This is a genomic window from Rhodoferax aquaticus (assembly GCF_006974105.1).
GTDB classification, from domain to species: Bacteria; Pseudomonadota; Gammaproteobacteria; order Burkholderiales; family Burkholderiaceae_C; genus Allorhodoferax; species Allorhodoferax aquaticus_A.
Genome location: NZ_CP036282.1, coordinates 214090 through 231336, shown reverse-complemented (window position 1 = coordinate 231336; position 17247 = coordinate 214090). Strand labels below are relative to the sequence as shown.

Annotated in this window: 16 protein-coding genes; 4 read left to right on the top strand and 12 right to left on the bottom strand. The window is 56.7% G+C overall.

Annotated features, from left to right (window positions below; all coding sequences use genetic code 11):
* Window positions 1-4: 4 nt before the first annotated feature.
* From EXZ61_RS01080 to sucC, 7 genes are all read right to left on the bottom strand, one after another.
* Window positions 5-2245, bottom strand: a complete 2241-nt coding sequence (locus tag EXZ61_RS01080) for a CHASE2 domain-containing protein (RefSeq protein ID WP_142808330.1) — start codon at window positions 2243-2245, stop codon at window positions 5-7.
* Between the two features lie 54 nt (window positions 2246-2299).
* Window positions 2300-2977 (bottom strand): FHA domain-containing protein, encoded by a 678-nt coding sequence (locus EXZ61_RS01075; RefSeq protein ID WP_142808329.1) that lies wholly within the window; start codon window positions 2975-2977, stop codon window positions 2300-2302.
* Between the two features lie 47 nt (window positions 2978-3024).
* Entirely contained in the window at window positions 3025-3810 is a 786-nt protein-coding gene (locus EXZ61_RS01070; RefSeq protein WP_142808328.1) for a Stp1/IreP family PP2C-type Ser/Thr phosphatase, read from the bottom strand.
* A 4-nt stretch (window positions 3811-3814) separates the two neighbouring features.
* On the bottom strand, window positions 3815-6460 hold the full coding sequence (locus EXZ61_RS01065) for a CHASE2 domain-containing serine/threonine-protein kinase (protein WP_142808327.1): 2646 nt from the start codon (window positions 6458-6460) through the stop codon (window positions 3815-3817).
* Window positions 6461-6647: 187 nt separating this feature from the next.
* Window positions 6648-7331 (bottom strand): TerC family protein, encoded by a 684-nt coding sequence (locus EXZ61_RS01060; RefSeq protein ID WP_142808326.1) that lies wholly within the window; start codon window positions 7329-7331, stop codon window positions 6648-6650.
* A gap of 101 nt (window positions 7332-7432) precedes the next feature.
* Complete coding sequence (gene sucD / locus EXZ61_RS01055; protein WP_142808325.1) at window positions 7433-8326, bottom strand: succinate--CoA ligase subunit alpha; 894 nt, start codon at window positions 8324-8326, stop codon at window positions 7433-7435.
* 11 nt (window positions 8327-8337) lie between these two features.
* The gene (gene sucC / locus EXZ61_RS01050) at window positions 8338-9507 is read right to left on the bottom strand and encodes an ADP-forming succinate--CoA ligase subunit beta (protein ID WP_142808324.1); all 1170 of its coding nucleotides are present in this window, start codon (window positions 9505-9507) and stop codon (window positions 8338-8340) included.
* Window positions 9508-9700: 193 nt separating this feature from the next.
* Between sucC and argC the strand changes: the two genes are divergently transcribed.
* On the top strand, window positions 9701-10636 hold the full coding sequence (gene argC, locus EXZ61_RS01045; RefSeq protein WP_142808323.1) for an N-acetyl-gamma-glutamyl-phosphate reductase: 936 nt from the start codon (window positions 9701-9703) through the stop codon (window positions 10634-10636).
* A gap of 81 nt (window positions 10637-10717) precedes the next feature.
* Here the strand turns inward: argC and recX are convergent, their stop codons facing one another.
* Together recX and recA are read right to left on the bottom strand one after the other, a co-directional pair.
* Window positions 10718-11164: a recombination regulator RecX gene (gene recX, locus EXZ61_RS01040; protein WP_425353598.1), complete on the bottom strand. Its 447-nt coding sequence runs from the start codon at window positions 11162-11164 to the stop codon at window positions 10718-10720.
* Between the two features lie 69 nt (window positions 11165-11233).
* Window positions 11234-12322, bottom strand: a complete 1089-nt coding sequence (recA, locus tag EXZ61_RS01035; protein ID WP_142808322.1) for a recombinase RecA — start codon at window positions 12320-12322, stop codon at window positions 11234-11236.
* Window positions 12323-12467: 145 nt separating this feature from the next.
* On the opposite strand from recA, the gene EXZ61_RS01030 reads away from it, so the two are divergent.
* The 3 genes from EXZ61_RS01030 to EXZ61_RS01020 all read left to right on the top strand — a co-directional run bounded on the left by EXZ61_RS01030 (window position 12468) and on the right by EXZ61_RS01020 (window position 15196).
* On the top strand, window positions 12468-12944 hold the full coding sequence (locus EXZ61_RS01030; RefSeq protein ID WP_142808321.1) for a MarR family winged helix-turn-helix transcriptional regulator: 477 nt from the start codon (window positions 12468-12470) through the stop codon (window positions 12942-12944).
* 92 nt (window positions 12945-13036) lie between these two features.
* The gene (locus EXZ61_RS01025; protein WP_142808320.1) at window positions 13037-13711 is read left to right on the top strand and encodes a response regulator; all 675 of its coding nucleotides are present in this window, start codon (window positions 13037-13039) and stop codon (window positions 13709-13711) included.
* A 45-nt stretch (window positions 13712-13756) separates the two neighbouring features.
* Window positions 13757-15196 (top strand): sensor histidine kinase, encoded by a 1440-nt coding sequence (locus EXZ61_RS01020; protein ID WP_142808319.1) that lies wholly within the window; start codon window positions 13757-13759, stop codon window positions 15194-15196.
* A gap of 3 nt (window positions 15197-15199) precedes the next feature.
* On the opposite strand, the gene EXZ61_RS01015 is transcribed toward EXZ61_RS01020, so the two are convergent.
* The 3 genes from EXZ61_RS01015 to EXZ61_RS01005 form a co-directional block, all read right to left on the bottom strand.
* On the bottom strand, window positions 15200-15859 hold the full coding sequence (locus EXZ61_RS01015) for an SPOR domain-containing protein (RefSeq protein ID WP_142808318.1): 660 nt from the start codon (window positions 15857-15859) through the stop codon (window positions 15200-15202).
* Between the two features lie 4 nt (window positions 15860-15863).
* A complete protein-coding gene (locus EXZ61_RS01010) occupies window positions 15864-16628 on the bottom strand; it encodes a biotin--[acetyl-CoA-carboxylase] ligase (protein ID WP_237219047.1) in 765 nt (254 codons plus the stop codon).
* Window positions 16629-16695: 67 nt separating this feature from the next.
* Entirely contained in the window at window positions 16696-17190 is a 495-nt protein-coding gene (locus EXZ61_RS01005) for an SET domain-containing protein (RefSeq protein WP_142808316.1), read from the bottom strand.
* Window positions 17191-17247: the final 57 nt, after the last annotated feature.

The window sequence follows — 17247 nt, the reverse complement described above, 5'->3', positions numbered from 1 at the left end:
GGTCTTATTTGGTTTCGAAGTTGGTCGCACCGTCCCAATGCGGGTCAAACGGCAACAGGCGCAAGGTGGCCACCCGCTCCACATACAAACGATACAAGGCATTGGTAGCGTCTTGTCTTTGCAAGTTCAACAAAGCAACATCCGCTTGGTCCCATTGCTGCGCACGGTAGGCCTTGAGAAACTGCCCCCACAGCTTGAGCGCGTCTTGGGTAGTGAAGCTCCCCTCGATGGTCCCCTGCATGGGCCTAAAGATAGCAACCGCTTGGTCTTTGCCCTTGACGCGAACTTTGTCTAACTCTTGCCATAGCATTGCGCCGGCCTGCTTGCGTGTGGACTCGCTGGCCACAATGTCGGTTGCGTAGACCTTGGACAGGCCTTCTAGACGCGATGCCAGATTCACTGCATCCCCAATGACGGTGTAGCTCTTGCGGATATGGGAGCCCATATCGCCCACGCACATGACTCCGGTGTTCAAGCCGATTCCGATGCCGATTTCGGGTAAGCCCCGTGCGCGGTGCTCGGCATTGATGGTGTGGACTGCCTGCGCCATTTCCAAAGCGGCCTTCACGGCCAACTGGGCATGCTGCGAAGACTCCACAGGCGCCCCCCAAAATGCCATGACGCAGTCGCCCATGTATTTGTCGATCGTGCCAAGGTTACTGCGAATGATGTCGGTCAGCTTGCCAAAAACGCCCGTGAGCAGGGCTTGAAGTTCGGTAGGGGGCATGCTTTCCGACATCTTCGTGAACCCGCGCATGTCGCAAAACATGACCGTCAGTTCCCGATTGGTGGCCTGCATGCTGTAACTCTCGGGCTCTTTCAGCATTTCGTCGACGAGCTCGGGCGGCACATAAGTTCCAAAAAGGTTGGCCAAATCACGCTTGGCCCGGCTTTCCACAAAGTAGCCGTAACTCATGTTCAACGCAAAAGCAGTAAAGGCCATACACAAGCTCGAAGCCAGCGGCAACACCAAACCGAACTGGGTATAAAGCCAAAAATTCAGCGCGGTAAGGCCTGCCAACACAGCAACACTGAGCCCAACGGCCATAGGGGCCGCGAGCAATGGCAGGCCAAAAGCCAGGATCAACCCCGATAAGAGCAACACCACCACTTCATAGCCCAAAGCGTAGTCAGGCTTGACCAATATCTTGCCATCTAAGAACCCAGAAATAGCGTTGGCGTGCACCTCCACCCCCGGATAGGCTTCCCCGACAGGGGTGGCCCGCAGGTCCAGCAAACCCGGTGCCGTTGTGCCTAACAAGACAATCTTGTCCCGCAAAGTGTCAGCAGGGACGCGGTTTTCTAGCACATCCACCGCCGACACGTACTGAAACGAGTTTCCCGTTGGGCCACCTGGGCCTCGGTACGGCACCAGTGAGGAAAGGCGCTCATCCACAGGTACCGCAAGCGATTTTTCACCCACTTGCAACAGCAAGCGGTCCACCGTCTGGTAGGTGCGTGAGAAGAAACGGTCCGAGGTGAAGCCCGGCCTTAGGTCTGGTGATCCGGCCAAGTACCGGAACATGGCCAAGGACAATGACTCGTAGTTTTGGCCCTGGACCTCGGCCAACATGGGCAAGGAGCGAACCAGCCCATCTGCGTCAGGCAGGGTGTTGAAATGCCCCGCACGTGGGGCAGCAGCGGCCAATGCTGCAATGTTGGAGCCGTAGCCACGCCATTGCGTTGAAGGCAGTTTGCGCCCTTGCAGTGCCTCCAAGGGCAGCGCAGGTGCCGGCAGCACGCCTGAAGCTTTGCCTTGGTTAAGGTAGTAGCCCAACACAATGGGCCTTGAAGCCAGGGCCTTAGCGAACGCGGCGTCAAAATCTAAGGTGGGCTCTATCTTTTCCAAGGCCCGGGCGAACTCGGGAGAGGCTTTGAGTTCATGGTCTGCAAGCGCCTTGAGGGTTTTCAGCCCGGAGCTGTCGTCCTCTTCGGCAAACACCACGTCAAACCCTAGCAGGGCGATGTGGTGCTGCTCAAACAACTGGTTCACCAACTCTGCCAAGCGATGACGGCCCCATGGCCAGTGCCCAACTGCAGCTAAGCTTTTTTCGTCAATATCAACAATGACAATGCGTTTGTCCAATGTCTTAGGACTGGTGGCCCGCAGCCGCGCGTCGTAGATGGCATTGTCTAGCTGCCCAATAACACCGATGGGCAACATGCCCACAGCGTGCAGTAGCGCCAAGAACAACGGCAGCAAGGTGACCGCAATTCTGGCCCAATGCTTGGAAATGGCCTTCATAGGGCGCTGCCCGTGCAAAACATGGTGCTTGAACAAGCAGGCCCAAAGAGCTGCTTACAGCAGCATGAACTGCATCTTGGTTCCCGCAAGCTCGATCACATCACCTGACTTGAGCGCAACAGGTGTTTGGTTGATCGGCGCCCCATTCAATGTAGGATTGCCAGCGCCCTCGACATGGTGCACCACAAACCCGGCCTGGCGGCGGGTAATGGCTGCAACAGCGACGCCTGGCTTGCCGACTGTGGTTACCACCTTGGTGAGTGGGACCTCTCTGCCAGACGCAGTACCCGACAAGACTTTAATGGCGGCATGAAAAGCACCCATGCCCGACGAGTCACTCATGACGGTGGGGGCGTTAGACGTTGCACTGGCAAGCCCTGACACAGCCTTAGCACCCGCTGGGCGCGCCATGACGACCATGGTTTTGTCAAAGTTATTGGCTGCGCTGTCGCCAACGAACTTGATCTTGTACTTGCCAACTTCTACCGTGTCACCGTTTTGGAGTTGTTGCTTTTTGATTGCCTTGCCATTGAGATAGGTGCCATTGGTGCTGTTTAAGTCTTCCAAAACAACGTCACCACCGGTCATCTGCAGGACAGCATGCTCGCCGCTCACTGCGAGATTGTCGATCACGATGTCGTTGTACGGCCGACGCCCCAAGGTCGTTCTGTCCTTGGTGAGTTGAACTTCTTTGATTACGACCTCATCGATCGACACGATCATTTTTGGCATGACCGACCCCTTCTTACATAATTGAATTGTGAAAACACGTTATATGTTTATTTGCCAAGCCATCTTGCGATAAGCCCGCGTTTTTCGGCCGATTCGGTCACCCCCACCATCAGCACAGAGATGTTGTCACGGCCCCCACCGTCATTGGCAGCGTTCACCAAAGCATCTGACATTTGCTGCAAATCTCTGTCCGTGGATATGATTTTAGCGATCGCCTCATCGTCGACCATATCAGACAGCCCATCAGAACACATGACATAGAGGTCACCAGTTTCGACAACATGCTCATGGATCTCAAGCAACACAACCTCATCCACGCCCAAGGCGCGCGTAACCAAGTTCTTGATAGGGGAGTTGACGGCCTGTGCAGCTGTCAGTAAACCCGCATCAATCTGCTCTTGCAAGAGGGAATGATCCTTGGTGATTTGCGTGAGGATCCCGGCGCGCAGCCGGTAGCAACGCGAGTCGCCGATGTGGCCTAGCAACAGCTTGCGCCCCCGAAAAACGCCAACTACCAGTGTGGTCCCCATCCCTGTGTACTGGTTATTGGAGTTTGCGGCGTTGAAGATCGATCGGTTGGCATTCTCAACGCACAGCTCTACGGCCCGTCTGACGTCTCGATCTGACGCATCAGCACTAACCTCCAGCAACCAGCGATGGAGCTCTGATTTGATGAATGCAGTCGCCATGCCACTGGCTATTTCACCCGCGTTGTAGCCCCCCATTCCATCTGCGAGGACAGCAACATGGGTCGCATCGTCGAAGACGACAGAGTCTTCGTTGTTTTCTCGCGCCCGCCCCGGATCTGTCTTTGCGTAGAAGCTGTACTTCATGTTCTTATATTTCAATATCGGTAGTACCTTTGGGCACCATAGGAATCGTATGCTGTGCAAACGAAGAGACGGTGCGTTCAAAAGCGCCTTCTTTGGCCGGTGCGTCCAGGCTTGCAGTAGCTGAAGCGGCAACCGTCGGGCTGGCGTTCATGGCCCCGTGAAGGTCATCGGCAAATTCCTGTCCATTTTGGTATCTGAGTTCCGGTGTTTTGACCAAGGCCTTGGCAACCACGGCTGCCAAGGCTGCAGAAAGTTCCGGCCTGACCGTCCTAATGTCTGCTGCCTCTGTATTGGCAATTTTATACATCAGCTCCGCCATCGATTCCCCTCGGAAGGGAAGCACCCCAGCAAGTAATTGAAACAGCATGACGCCCAGCGAATACAGATCCGACCGGCCATCCACTTTTTTGCCCGCCAACTGCTCGGGCGACATAAAGCTAGGCGTACCCAGCACCAATCCCGTCTTTGTTTTACTAGAGTCCGTAATACGAGCGATGCCAAAGTCGGTGACCTTGACGGTATCGCTTTGCATCTCGTACATGATATTGGCGGGCTTGATGTCACGATGGACAACGCTTTGGCGGTGGGCATAGGCCAAGGCTTGTGCCACACGTTCAACAATGCTGAGCACTGTGGACACCGGGAGCAAGTTGTCGGACTTGCAGTGTTCCGACAAATCTTTCCCTTTCAAAAACTCCATGGCTATGTAGGCCAGATCGTGCTCTTCGCCCGCATCAAAAATCGTGACGATGTTTTGATGCTGAAGGCGCCCAGCAGTCTCGGCTTCCCGGAAGAACCGTTCTCGGGCATCCACCAACTCGTCGCCGGCGAATTCTTGGCTCAAGGCCATGGTCTTGATCGCGACAACGCGCCCAATTTTGGGGTCTTTGCCTGCGTAAACGACCCCCATCGCGCCCTTGCCCAATTCGCGCTCGACTTGGTAGCGCCCTAACATGGGCTTTTCGACAGCCCCTTCGTTCAGCAACATGGTGCCACCTAGGTGCCCTGAAGCACCTCCCAGCATGACGGTCTCAGAGAGATTCTTGGCGCGATTGATTTTGGCTTGTATATCTTTGTACGACTTGTCGTAGGCAGCCATGTGCTCGTAAACCGCCCCAGCCTTGTTGAACTGGCGCTTGCGCTCAAAGTCTAGGGCCAGTGTGTAAAGGTTTTCCATGACATCAGCGCCCATGGGCACGCGCCGAAACCGGTCAAACGCCATGTCTAGTTGCCCTTGCCCCTGTAGAGCCAGCCCCATCATGCGATTGGTCTCGGCGGACTCTTCATCTGACTTCAATTTGCCGGCTTCTGTGACCAGAAATCGTTTGGTAGTCAATGCAAGATGGCCCATGGCGAGCAGCGCTGCCGGGAACACCAATTTGAGCCAGATCGCCCCATTGGACAAGAGCAAAAATTCGGTCACAAGTAGCGCTAGGAAGCCGGTCAGAGTCACGCTAGCGGCCACACCTGCCGAGAGCCGAGGTATTCCAGCTAGCACATAGGCTACCACGACAAGAAACAGCCCCAGTGTTGCCCACAGGCCCCAAGCTGGCTGAACAATGAAATGCTCATTCAAAATGCTGGAGGTGATGTGTGCAATGGTCTCAGCAGGCGACAACGCTGGGTTGCCTGGCACAGGAAACTGCACTCCAACACCTGCTGCGGTCGCACCAATGATGACGATTTTGTTGGCGTATTTGCTGGCAGGTATATTGCCATTGAGTACGTCAAAGAAGGAGTCCACGGCAAACGCCGGCTTCCCGTCTTTGCCTCGATAGAACTGGGGCAACATCAATGCAGCCTCATCGGTCTGCACACGCAGCTTACCAAGCTGCACAGACTCACCCGCATTGAGTTTCACATCATCAGCGGTGAGGTTCAGACTTTTGGCTGCGGCCAATAGCGCCATGGACGGCACGTCATTTCCGTAGTAGTTGACCAGCAAGGGTTCGGTGCGCACTGCGCCATCGACATCAGGGAATTGGTTTAAGTGACCAACCCCTTGCGCAGCGGCACCCATCGACTCAATCGGGTACTGGCCGCGTACTGCGGGTATGGAATAACCGTTGGCGTCTTTGATCGTGCTGGCCAACACATAGGGAGGTAAGGCGCTGTCAGCGTTGCCTTGTGGGTTGCCCAAGATGAAGGTGGATGGCAGCAAGACATTGCCCGCGTTCTTGATGCTTGCCGCCAACACTGAGTCAGAGTCCAAGCTCAACTCTGCGTTGGCAATGATTTGGGCGAGTTGTGTGTTTGTTGCTCCCGCGTCAGCACCGGCCTCCAGCGCTTGCTTCATCTGGCGAATGAATGCCAAGCCAGGATCAACCTGGGGCTCAAAAAAGAAGGTGGTCTGAACAATGGTCTTGGCTTTGGCTTCTGCCAACTTGTCAATGAGCTTGGCGTGCACGCTACGCGGCCAAGGCCAGCGCCCTATATTGGCGATGCTTTGGTCGTCGATCGCAATGACTGCAATGCGATCAGACGGTTGGCGTGTCGTGGTAGTGCTGGCGTAGTCGTAAAACTTGCGCTCCAGCACGCCAATGAAATCGGTCCCCACATGCAGGGCCAACACAGCAATCACGATGGCCAAGCCAGCAAACCAATCTGTTTTCCAGAAACCGACTGATTTTTTTGAAGATGATGTCGCCACGTGCCGCCTTCGCTAAGTGTTGCTATCCGGTGAGTAGACAGTAGCGCCCACAACGATACCCGCACTTGCGGCGCGAGTTAACAGGCAACGTTATCAGATGCTTATGGGTTCCACAAGCAACTTTTTGGCAAAATCGGCCGTAAGTTCCTGAAAACTTCCGTCTGAACGACAACAGATCGGTATCGACTCAAACGGGCGCTGACGCGTTTTTGCGTTTGACTAGGCTTGCGATACCCAGCACGGCGATCGCCCCCACTGCCGCAGCCACGTAGTGCAGCCAGTGATAGCTTGCCAACTGCGCCTGCAAGGAGACGTCGCTCACAATCGTTCCGCCAGCCACCCAGCCAATCAAAGCAGCGCCTAGCGTCACGATAAATGGGAAGCGCTCCATGATGCGTATCATCAATGTGCTCCCGAAGATCACCAGAGGAATGCTAATTGCTAGGCCCAACACAAGAAGGACCATATTGCCATGGGCCGTGGCAGCGACGGCAATGACGTTATCCAAACTCATGACCAAGTCTGCGATCAATATGGTGCGCACAGCGCCCATGAGGGAACTGGTAGTACTTGACTCGCCTTCACCGCCTTCTTCACCGGTGATCAGTTGCACCCCAATCCACAGCAGGAGTAACCCCCCCACGATTTGCAAGTAGGGCAGTTGCATAAGTGTGGCGGCGACCAAGGTGAGGCCCACGCGCAAGATTACCGCAGCCCCAGAACCAAACATTACGGCTTTTTTCTGCTGCTCGGCAGGCAGCGAACGTGCTGCCAGTGCGATCACAACAGCGTTGTCTCCGGACAGAATGATGTTGATCCAGACGATTTCGATCAGACTGATCCAAAAATCCGCGCTTGCTAAGAGCTCCATACCCACCTCGTATCGTGTCAAAAAAAAAGTGCCCAAACATCCGTCGGGGCACTTTAGGTTACGTCAAGCCGACCTAGCTTGCGCAAGGGTTGTCAGAAAAACTACAGCATTGCTTTCAACAGCTTCGCCATTTCAGACGGATTGCGTGTGATTTTGAAACCGCACTCTTCCATCACGGCCAGCTTCGCGTCAGCAGTGTCTGCACCGCCGGAAATCAAAGCGCCAGCGTGGCCCATGCGTTTGCCGGGAGGCGCGGTCACACCTGCGATAAAGCCGACGATAGGCTTCTTCATGTTGAGTTTGCACCAGCGAGCAGCCTCTGCTTCGTCAGGCCCACCGATTTCGCCAATCATGATCACGGCGTCGGTGTCCGGATCATCGTTGAACGCCTGCATCACGTCGATGTGCTTCAAGCCGTTGATGGGGTCACCACCAATGCCAACCGCAGACGATTGACCCAAGCCAATTTCAGTCAGTTGCGCAACCGCTTCGTAAGTCAATGTGCCAGAGCGTGACACCACGCCGATGCGGCCTTTGCGGTGGATATGACCCGGCATGATGCCGATCTTGATCTCGTCAGGCGTAATCAGACCTGGACAGTTGGGTCCTAACAGCAAGGTCTTTTTGCCGCCAGCGGCTTCCTTGGCTTTCATGCGGTTACGCACTTCGAGCATGTCTTTGACTGGAATGCCTTCGGTGATGCAAATGGCCAAATCCAGATCGGCTTCTACGGCTTCCCAGATGGCTGCGGCTGCACCAGCCGGTGGCACGTAGATCACGGACACGGTAGCGCCAGTTTGTGTGGCAGCTTCCTTCACCGATGCGTAGATCGGGATATTGAAAATCGACTCACCCGCCTTTTTGGGGTTCACGCCAGCGACAAAACAATTTTTACCGTTTGCGTATTCTTGGCATTTTTCGGTATGGAACTGGCCAGTCTTGCCAGTAATACCTTGGGTGATAACTTTGGTGTCTTTATTGATAAGAATCGACATGGTTCTATTCCTTAGGCTGCGGCATTGACGGCGGCTACCACTTTTTGTGCCGCATCGGCCATGGTGTCGGCGCTGATGATGGGCAAACCAGACTCGGCCAGCATTTTTTTGCCCAGCTCTTCGTTGGTACCCTTCATGCGAACCACCAAAGGCACGCTCAAGTTCACTGCCTTACAAGCGGTGATCACGCCGGTGGCAATGGTGTCGCACTTCATGATGCCGCCGAAGATATTGACCAAAATGGCCTTGACCTTGTCGTTCTTCAACATGATCTTGAAGGCTTCTGTCACTTTTTCAGGGGTAGCACCGCCGCCCACGTCCAAGAAGTTGGCGGGTTCAGCACCAAACAACTTGATGGTGTCCATGGTGGCCATGGCCAAACCCGCACCATTGACCAAGCAACCGATGTTGCCGTCCAAGCTGATGTAGGCCAAGTCAAACTTGGATGCTTCCACTTCGGCCGGATCTTCTTCGTCCAGATCGCGGTAAGCCACGATCTCGGGGTGGCGGAACAATGCGTTGGCGTCGAAGTTGAACTTAGCGTCCAAAGCCATCACATTGCCTTTGCTGTCGCGGTTCAGTGGGTTGATTTCCACCAAAGACGCGTCAGTGTCCATGTAGCACTTGTAGAGCTTTTGGAAGATGTCCACCGCTTGTGCCGTGGAGTCGGCAGGCATGCCAATACCGTCGGAAATTTTCTTGGCTTGTTCATCACTGAGACCTGTCAAGGGATCGATGAACTCAGTGATGATTTTCTCGGGCGTGGAGTGCGCCACTTCTTCAATGTCCATGCCGCCTTCGCTTGACGCGATAAATGCCAGCTTCTGCGTGGCACGGTCAGTCACGATGGACACGTAGTATTCTTTGTTGATGTCTGCGCCGTCTTCAATGTACAGGCGGCGAACCTTTTGCCCCTCAGGGCCGGTTTGGTGGGTCTTGAGCTGCATGCCCAAAATTTCGCCCGCCAGACGCTTCACATCCTCGATGGACTTGGCGACCTTCACGCCACCACCCTTGCCGCGCCCTCCCGCGTGGATTTGGGCTTTGACCACCCAGACAGGACCTCCCAATTTTTGGGCTGCTTCCACGGCTTCTTGCACCGTGAAAGCCGGAATGCCGCGGGGAGTGGGCACACCGAATTGGCGCAAGATTTCCTTGCCTTGGTATTCGTGAATCTTCATGAGGGCTCTCTCAGGAACGGATGATTTTCACCGTGCTGCAATACCACTGGGGTATGCCCACGGCACCGGACGTTTAACAGGGGAAATGTATCATGTTGCGTCGCACAAACCTTGTTGGCGCCTTACAAGCACGGTTCTCGGGCTTGTTTGAAGCACGGATTTAAGCCGCATTTAACTCTATTTAGCACCCAATATGAAGAAGATATTTATTGACGGCGAAGCTGGCACCACCGGTCTTCAAATCCGCGACCGGCTACAAACCATGGCTGGCATTGCGCTCATCAGCATTGACCCGGCCCTGCGCAAAGACGCCGCCGCCAAGCGCGCGTTGTTGGCCCAGGCTGACTTGGTCGTGCTTTGCCTGCACGACGACGCAGCCAAAGAGACCGTGGCCATCATCGACGCTATGAACGCCGAAACCGGTGCAGCAGGCCCCCGCATCATTGATGCGTCAACCGCCCACCGCACCGCAGACGGTTGGGTCTATGGCTTTCCAGAACTGTGTGCAGGTCAGGCGCAAGCTGTGCAATCCGCTTGGCGGGTGTCTAACCCCGGCTGCTACGCCACAGGTGCCATTGCCCTGCTGCGCCCTTTGGTAGATGCGGGCTTGATTCCCGCCGATTTCCCGGTGTGCCTCCCTTCTATCAGCGGCTATACGGGCGGCGGGCGCACCATGATTGAGGCCTATGAACAAGGCAACGCACCACCCATGGAGCTCTACGCCCTGGGGCTTAAGCACAAGCATATTGGCGAAATCATGCGCTACACGGGCTTGACCCGCAGACCGCTGTTCACGCCGTCAGTCGGCAACTTTGCCCAAGGCATGCTGGTGCAGCTGCCTTTGCATTTGGACACTTTGCCCGGCGCGCCCTCCGCCCAAGACTTGCATGCCGCACTGCAAACGCACTACGCGGGCAGCGAGTGGGTCACGGTAGAACCCGCCACCGCCGACTTGAAACTAGACGCCGTGGCGCTGGCCAACACCAACAAGATGGAGCTGCGTGTGTTTGCCAATGACGCCAAGGCCGATGGCTTTGCCCACGCTGTGCTGGTGGCCCGGCTGGACAACCTGGGTAAAGGCGCCAGTGGCGCGGCGGTGCAAAACTTGAAGCTGATGCTGGACCTGTAAGGCCTAGACCCCCATCTCGCGCACTATGCTATTGATAGCTGGCTTCCCAGTATCCATGAGCGCTAGTGCCACTTTTTGGCACTAGTCATCGTCGCCAGCGACCACCCGGCGAATGGTGTCGCCACCAAAACCGCGCGCGGCGAGAAAGCGCATTTGCTTGGCGCGGCCTGCGGGGTCTAGGGCGGGTTCTGCAAACTTTTTGCGCCAAACCTCTTTGGCGCGCTCTAGCTCGGTGGCACGCAGCTGGTCGACCGCCTGCGCCACTGCCTCAGGGGCCAGGCCTTTGCTGTGCAACTCTTGGCGTATGCGTGATGCCCCGAGCTTGGAGGCCCGCCTATGGACCACCGACTCCAGAACGCGCTGCTCGCTGATAAAGCCTTTGGACTGCAAATCATCCAAGGCCAGCGCCAAACTCCCGGGCTCTTCTTCGTAGCTTTGCAAGCGCTTTTCTAGCTCAGCGCGCGAGTACTCGCGCCCGCTGAGCAAGCGCAAGGCCCGGCCTTTGAGCGACAAGGGTGGCATCGCCATCAGTGCCGCCCTTGGAACTTACGCAATAGCGCTACAACAATGAGAGCTGCTTGCGCAATCCACATGGGCTTACTCTGCCTTTTCGGCTTTATCTTGCTTCTTGGAAGACGCTTTGGCCTTAGGCGCAACATCCACGGCTAGCAAAGGAATACCGAGTGACTCACGCACCTTGTTTTCAATCTCAATGGCCAAGTCTGGGTTTTCGCGCAAGAACTCACGGGAGTTGTCACGGCCTTGGCCAATTTTTTCGCCCTTGTAGGCATACCAAGCACCCGACTTTTCCAAGATGCCGGCGTTCACACCCATGTCGATGATCTCGCCGTGGCGGCTGATACCTTCACCAAACAAAATGTCGAACTCGGCGGTTTTGAACGGAGGGCTGACCTTGTTCTTGACCACTTTGACTTTGGTCTCGTTGCCGATAGATTCCTCGCCCTTTTTGATGGTGCCGGTGCGACGAATGTCCAAACGCACGGAGGCGTAGAACTTCAGCGCATTGCCACCCGTAGTGGTCTCAGGGCTGCCAAACATCACACCAATCTTCATGCGGATTTGGTTGATGAAGATAACGGTGCAGTTGGTCTTTTTGATGTGGGCGGTGAGCTTGCGCAGGGCTTGGCTCATCAAACGGGCTTGCAAACCAGGCAAGGAGTCACCCATTTCGCCTTCCAACTCTGCCTTGGGCGTCAAGGCAGCCACGGAGTCCACCACAATCAAATCCACCGCGCCGGAGCGCACCAAGCTATCCACAATCTCCAATGCTTGCTCACCGGTATCGGGTTGGCTGATCAGCAACTCTTGCAGATTGACGCCCAGATTTTGGGCGTATTGAATGTCCAAGGCATGTTCAGCATCCACAAATGCGCAGGTGCCGGCTAGCTTTTGCATCTCGGCAATCACTTGCAGGGTCAAAGTAGTTTTTCCGCTGGACTCTGGGCCATAAATTTCGATCACGCGGCCACGGGGCAGACCACCCACGCCCAGGGCAATGTCCAGCCCCAAGGAGCCGGTGGACACCACTTGGATGTCTTCAATCACCTCGCCCTCACCCAAGCGCATGATGGTGCCTTTGCCAAACTGCTTTTCAATCTGGGCCAGGGCAGCTTGCAGGGCTTTGGCTTTTTCAGCATTAACAGGGGCTTTAACGGGTGCGTCCATGGAAATTCTCCTAAAAAATGGGGCGTACAAGGCGTCAGATAAACAGTGGTTTTAAATACAGGCTGGATACTTGAACAGTAGTTTACAACGCTGTTTGCAAACGCACAATCTTGTTTTTTAGTCAGTTTGCTTTACTATTTGAGGCATGCCTACATCCTCACCGAACCCCACGTTCCAAGACGCCCATGTCGGCCATTGGTTGCGCTTGGCCTTGGCGCGCTTTGATGCCAGGGTGTCGCAACTCATGGCACAGCACCCTGGCGTGTCCTTGGGCCTGTCCAACCTCGTGGCACGAGACCAACTGGGCGCAGCCCACATCCACATCACGCGGCACTTAAACGCAGACGGGGCGCGCTTGACCGACCTCGCGCAACGCGCGGGCATGAGCAAACAGGCGATGGGCGCTTTGGTGAACACCTGTGAGGCCTGGGGCATGGTGGAGCGCGGCCCCGACCCTAGCGATGCGCGCGCGCGTTGGGTCCAATTCACCGCAACTGGACTCGCATGGTTGGGTGCCTACCGAGATGCAGTACGGCAAGCAGAAGAAGAAATGCGCCAGTCCATAGGTGCGGAAGTAGTCACCGTGGTCACCATAGGCTTAGAGGCTTACAGCAGCCAGTAAGGCGCACAGAGCCAGGCTTCGCTAGACCTAGAATAGGCCAAGAGCGCTGCACAACCGCAAGACACACAGCAAGCGCCATACAGGAGACACACATGCGAATTCTCATTGCTGAAGATGACCAGGTTTTGGCGGACGGGCTGATGCGCGGGCTGCGCAGTGCAGGCGCCGCCGTGGACCATGTGGCAAGCGGCACCGAGGCGGACGCAGCCCTCATGACCAACACCGAGTTTGACCTGCTCATCCTGGACTTGGGCCTGCCAAAGATGCACGGCCTAGAAGTACTCAAGAAATTGCGCGGGCGAGGTTCTTCGTTGCCCGTGCTCATTTTGACCGCGGCAGACAGCGTGGATGAACGTGTCAAAGGCCTCGACTACGGCGCTGACGACTACATGGCCAAACCCTTTAGCCTGCAAGAGCTGGAAGCCCGCGTACGCGCTTTAGTGCGGCGAGGCATGGGCGCCAGCAGCAGCAACATCAAGCACGGGCCTTTGCTCTACGACCAAGCGGGCCGAGTCGCCACGATTGACGGCAAGATGGTGGAGTTATCTGCCCGAGAGCTGGGGCTCTTGGAGGTCTTGCTGCAACGCACTGGCCGCCTGGTGAGCAAAGACCAGTTGGTAGAGCGCCTGTGCGAATGGGGCGAAGAAGTGAGCAACAATGCCATTGAGGTTTACATCCACCGTCTACGCAAAAAAATAGAAAAGGGCCCTATCCGCATCGCCACCGTTCGCGGCCTAGGGTACTGCCTTGAAAAGATCCCGAACTGAGCCTAGCCCACTCACTGGCCCCACACGGTTGACGGAGTCGTCTACGTGAAGATCTTTCAACGTGAGCAACGTTCCCTTTTTGGGGAGATTTTGGACTGGATGCTCACGCCTCTACTGTTGCTGTGGCCCGTGAGCTTGGTGCTCACCTGGCTCGTGGCGCAAGGCATAGCCGGCAAGCCCTTTGACAGGGCCCTTGAGTACAACGTGGGGGCACTCGCACAGCTGATCACGGTCAACAAGAGCCGAGCGCAGTTTTCACTCCCCCTGCCTGCCCGAGAGCTTTTGCGCGCAGACGATGCAGACACGGTGTACTACCAAGTACTGGGCTCCGATGGCGAGTACCTCAGCGGCGAGCGTAACCTGCCTAGCCCCCCCGATGACGACCGTTTGGCGGTCGGTGAAATCCACATGCGTGACGCCGAATACAAAGGCGTAGATCTGAAAGTAGCCTACATGTGGGTCAGGCTGGACGTGGCGCAAGGCAAACCGGCCTTGGTGCAAGTAGCAGAAACCATGGACAAACGCTCGGTCTTGGCCACCGAAATTGTGAAGGGCGTGATGCTGCCCCAGTTTGTTATCTTGCCCCTGGCTGTCCTGCTGGTGTGGCTCGCGTTGGTGCAAGCCATCAAACCGCTGAACCGGCTCGAAGAGCGTATTCGGGCACGTAGTCCTGATGACCTGAGCGCTTTAGACGCCCAGGCCGTGCCCCTCGAAGTTGCGCCATTGGTAGAGTCTGTGAATGATTTGCTACTGCGCCTGAAAGACTCCATCGCCACGCAAAAACGGTTCTTGGCAGATGCAGCGCACCAGCTCAAAACGCCGCTGGCGGGTCTGCGCATGCAGGCCGACTTGGCCCAACGTGAAGGAGCCAACGCCGAAGACCTGAAACAGTCCTTGCGCCAAATTGGCCGCTCCAGCATCCGGGCCACCCATACCGTCAACCAGCTGCTGGCGCTGGCTCGCGCCGAGAGCAGTGGCGCGGTCTTGGCGCAGCAACCGTGTGATTTGGCAAAACTCACCATGGAAGTCACCCGCGACTGCGCGCCCCGCGCCATGGACAAAGAGATTGATGTTGGCTACGAAGGTGTGCAACCCGGCACCGCAGGCGGCACGATTGCAGGCAACCCCACCTTGATCAAGGAAATGATCCGCAACTTAGTGGATAACGCGATCAACTACACGCCCTCTAGCGCCGAGACACCGGGTGTCATCACCACCCGGGTGTTGGTAGACCCGTTTAGCAAAGTCCCCGTCCTGCAAGTAGAAAACTCGGGTCCCGGTATACCGGCCGCGGAGCGTGAACTGGTGTTCCAACCCTTTTACCGGGTCTTGGGTACCGAGGCTGATGGCTCTGGACTGGGACTTCCCATCGTGCTGGAAATCGCACGCCAACACCAAGCCACGGTCACCATCGACGACTGCCGCCCCGGCCAGCCCCAGCCGGGAGCATGCCTAACTGTGCGCTTCTCGCCCAGCGGCAGCTAGCTTCTAAGAACAGCTTTTGAGTGGGTGGCCCAGCAAAGCAGGTTTGATGTCTGCCACGCGTGCCTTCAAGGATTCGTTCACCGCTGGCAGCTTGAGCTGTGTGGTGCGACTTTCCTCGCGCTCTTGCACCACCCGCGCGGTGCGGATGCCACGCTGGTTCAGCCGCTGCAACTCGGCTCCAGCGCTAGCCTGCGTCTCAAAGCCCCCCAAAGACAGACCCAACTCCAGCGAGGGGTTGTTGAGTGGCTCGGTTTTGAGGCGCATGGCCGCCAGTTCGGCCTTCTTTTTGGCCATCGCGTCGGTATTGGCAAACTTGCCCATGTAAATGATCCACCGCGCGGGTAAGGTCACCGTGTCCAACTGCCAGGAACCGGCAGGCAGTGCACCCTCCAAGACATTGCGCAGTGCAGCGGCTTGCGCATCGTCAAATGGACCTGCGCGCAAACACTCTTTGGGCGCAAGATCAGCCTGCACTTGCTGCTCAATGCGCTTCAGGTCCGTGGCACTTAAAACCGTCAGCATCTCGGGGTGAAGTTGCTGCGCCAGTCGCTGGGGCTCGCTCTGCGAGGTAGGCGCAAAGCCGTAGTCACGCAACAGCCCCTGCGACCACGCAAAGTACACCCCGTTTGCCAAAATCAAGGCCAAGACAATCAGTCGCACCATGGGTTCACGCCCCGAAAGCAGATGGAGAAGGAGGCGCGGGCGCAGGGCGCACGCTCACCTCGGCACTGGTGATGGAGACCAGCCCCTCTGCAGTATGCACCAGCAGGGCACCACGGCCGTCTACCCCCCGACATGCACCCGACTGGCCATCGCTGCACAACACATCGCGGCCCTGCAGCACATCGCGCTTGGCAAAAGCTGCGCGAAAAGGGACAAAGCCCGTCTCTGAAAACCGCTGAACCGCATGCACCAGGGGCCGTACAACCCGCTCCAAAACGGTGGGTGCTTCGACCCCGGGCAGTACTTCGCGCAACGCGGCAGCAGGGGTGCGCAAACCTTGAGAGTCTGGCATGGTCAGATTCAGGCCCACGCCAATCACCACATAGCGCATATCACCGACACCGGTTGCTGTTTCAATCAAAATGCCGCCCAGCTTGCGCTCATCCAACCACACATCGTTGGGCCACTTCAGCTGCAAGCCAGGATGCAAAGCCTCCACCACCGCCAAGCCGACCACCAAAGACAAACCTGACCAGTCCTGCGGAGCCAAAAGCAATCCCAAAGAAAACGTAAGTGATGCAGCGCCCGCAGCGGCAGGCTGTGTGTCACTGGCCCAGTCACGACCCAAGCGCCCGCGCCCCGCCGTCTGTCGCTCAGCCACCAGCAAAATGGGCTCAAACAGTCCATTACGCGCGCGCCGCATGAGTTCAGAGTTGGTGGAATCCAGTTCTGGGACGATCTCTACCGTAAAACCAGGCAGCGAGGGCACTAGGTCCTCCCAAATTGCTTCGCTGGGCCAGCGGACAATCACGGCATGCCCCCAAGAACAGTGGAACTCATCGCTTCTTAGGTGCCAACAAGGTACCGCGGCAGTTCTTGCTGCCGCACCAGCAGGGGTACTCCGCCTTGAGCTTGGGTGTGTAGCGCTCATCCAGAATCAAGCCGTAGTCGTAGTTCAACTCTTCGCCAGCGTGGATGTTGCGCAGTGCCTTGATATAGATGCGCCCGTTTTCTTCATCCGCTTCGCAGTTGCCGTCGCAGGAATGGTTGATCCAGCGCGACGAGTTGCCGCCATACAGGGCGTCAATCACCCGGTTTTCATCAATATGGAAGTAGAAGGTGTGGTTAGGATCCGTCGGGTCGTGGGGGTGGCGGCGTTGCGCTTCGGCCCAAGTGATGACCTCGCCCACATATTCAATGATGCGTTCGCCCTCTGCAATGTCCTGCACCGCGAAGACGCCTTTGCCATGCACACCGGAGCGGCGGGTTTGGATTCGGCGCGTGGAGTGTGGGGCGGCGGCTCGGGGGGTATTGGCAGATTTTTTGGACACGCGTCAAAAATTTGGTATGGTGAATCGTATGGGCGCACATGCGTGCGCCTGCGTGTG

Bases quoted from the DNA above. Each gene is read 5' to 3' on its own strand.
- EXZ61_RS01080 (WP_142808330.1), bottom strand. From the start codon at position 2,245: ATGAAGGCCATTTCCAAGCATTGGGCCAGAATTGCGGTCACCTTGCTG.
- EXZ61_RS01075 (WP_142808329.1), bottom strand. From the start codon at position 2,977: ATGCCAAAAATGATCGTGTCGATCGATGAGGTCGTAATCAAAGAAGTT.
- EXZ61_RS01070 (WP_142808328.1), bottom strand. From the start codon at position 3,810: ATGAAGTACAGCTTCTACGCAAAGACAGATCCGGGGCGGGCGCGAGAA.
- EXZ61_RS01060 (WP_142808326.1), bottom strand. From the start codon at position 7,331: ATGGAGCTCTTAGCAAGCGCGGATTTTTGGATCAGTCTGATCGAAATC.
- sucD (WP_142808325.1), bottom strand. From the start codon at position 8,326: ATGTCGATTCTTATCAATAAAGACACCAAAGTTATCACCCAAGGTATT.
- sucC (WP_142808324.1), bottom strand. From the start codon at position 9,507: ATGAAGATTCACGAATACCAAGGCAAGGAAATCTTGCGCCAATTCGGT.
- argC (WP_142808323.1), top strand. From the start codon at position 9,701: ATGAAGAAGATATTTATTGACGGCGAAGCTGGCACCACCGGTCTTCAA.
- recX (WP_425353598.1), bottom strand. From the start codon at position 11,164: ATGGCGATGCCACCCTTGTCGCTCAAAGGCCGGGCCTTGCGCTTGCTC.
- recA (WP_142808322.1), bottom strand. From the start codon at position 12,322: ATGGACGCACCCGTTAAAGCCCCTGTTAATGCTGAAAAAGCCAAAGCC.
- EXZ61_RS01030 (WP_142808321.1), top strand. From the start codon at position 12,468: ATGCCTACATCCTCACCGAACCCCACGTTCCAAGACGCCCATGTCGGC.
- EXZ61_RS01025 (WP_142808320.1), top strand. From the start codon at position 13,037: ATGCGAATTCTCATTGCTGAAGATGACCAGGTTTTGGCGGACGGGCTG.
- EXZ61_RS01015 (WP_142808318.1), bottom strand. From the start codon at position 15,859: ATGGTGCGACTGATTGTCTTGGCCTTGATTTTGGCAAACGGGGTGTAC.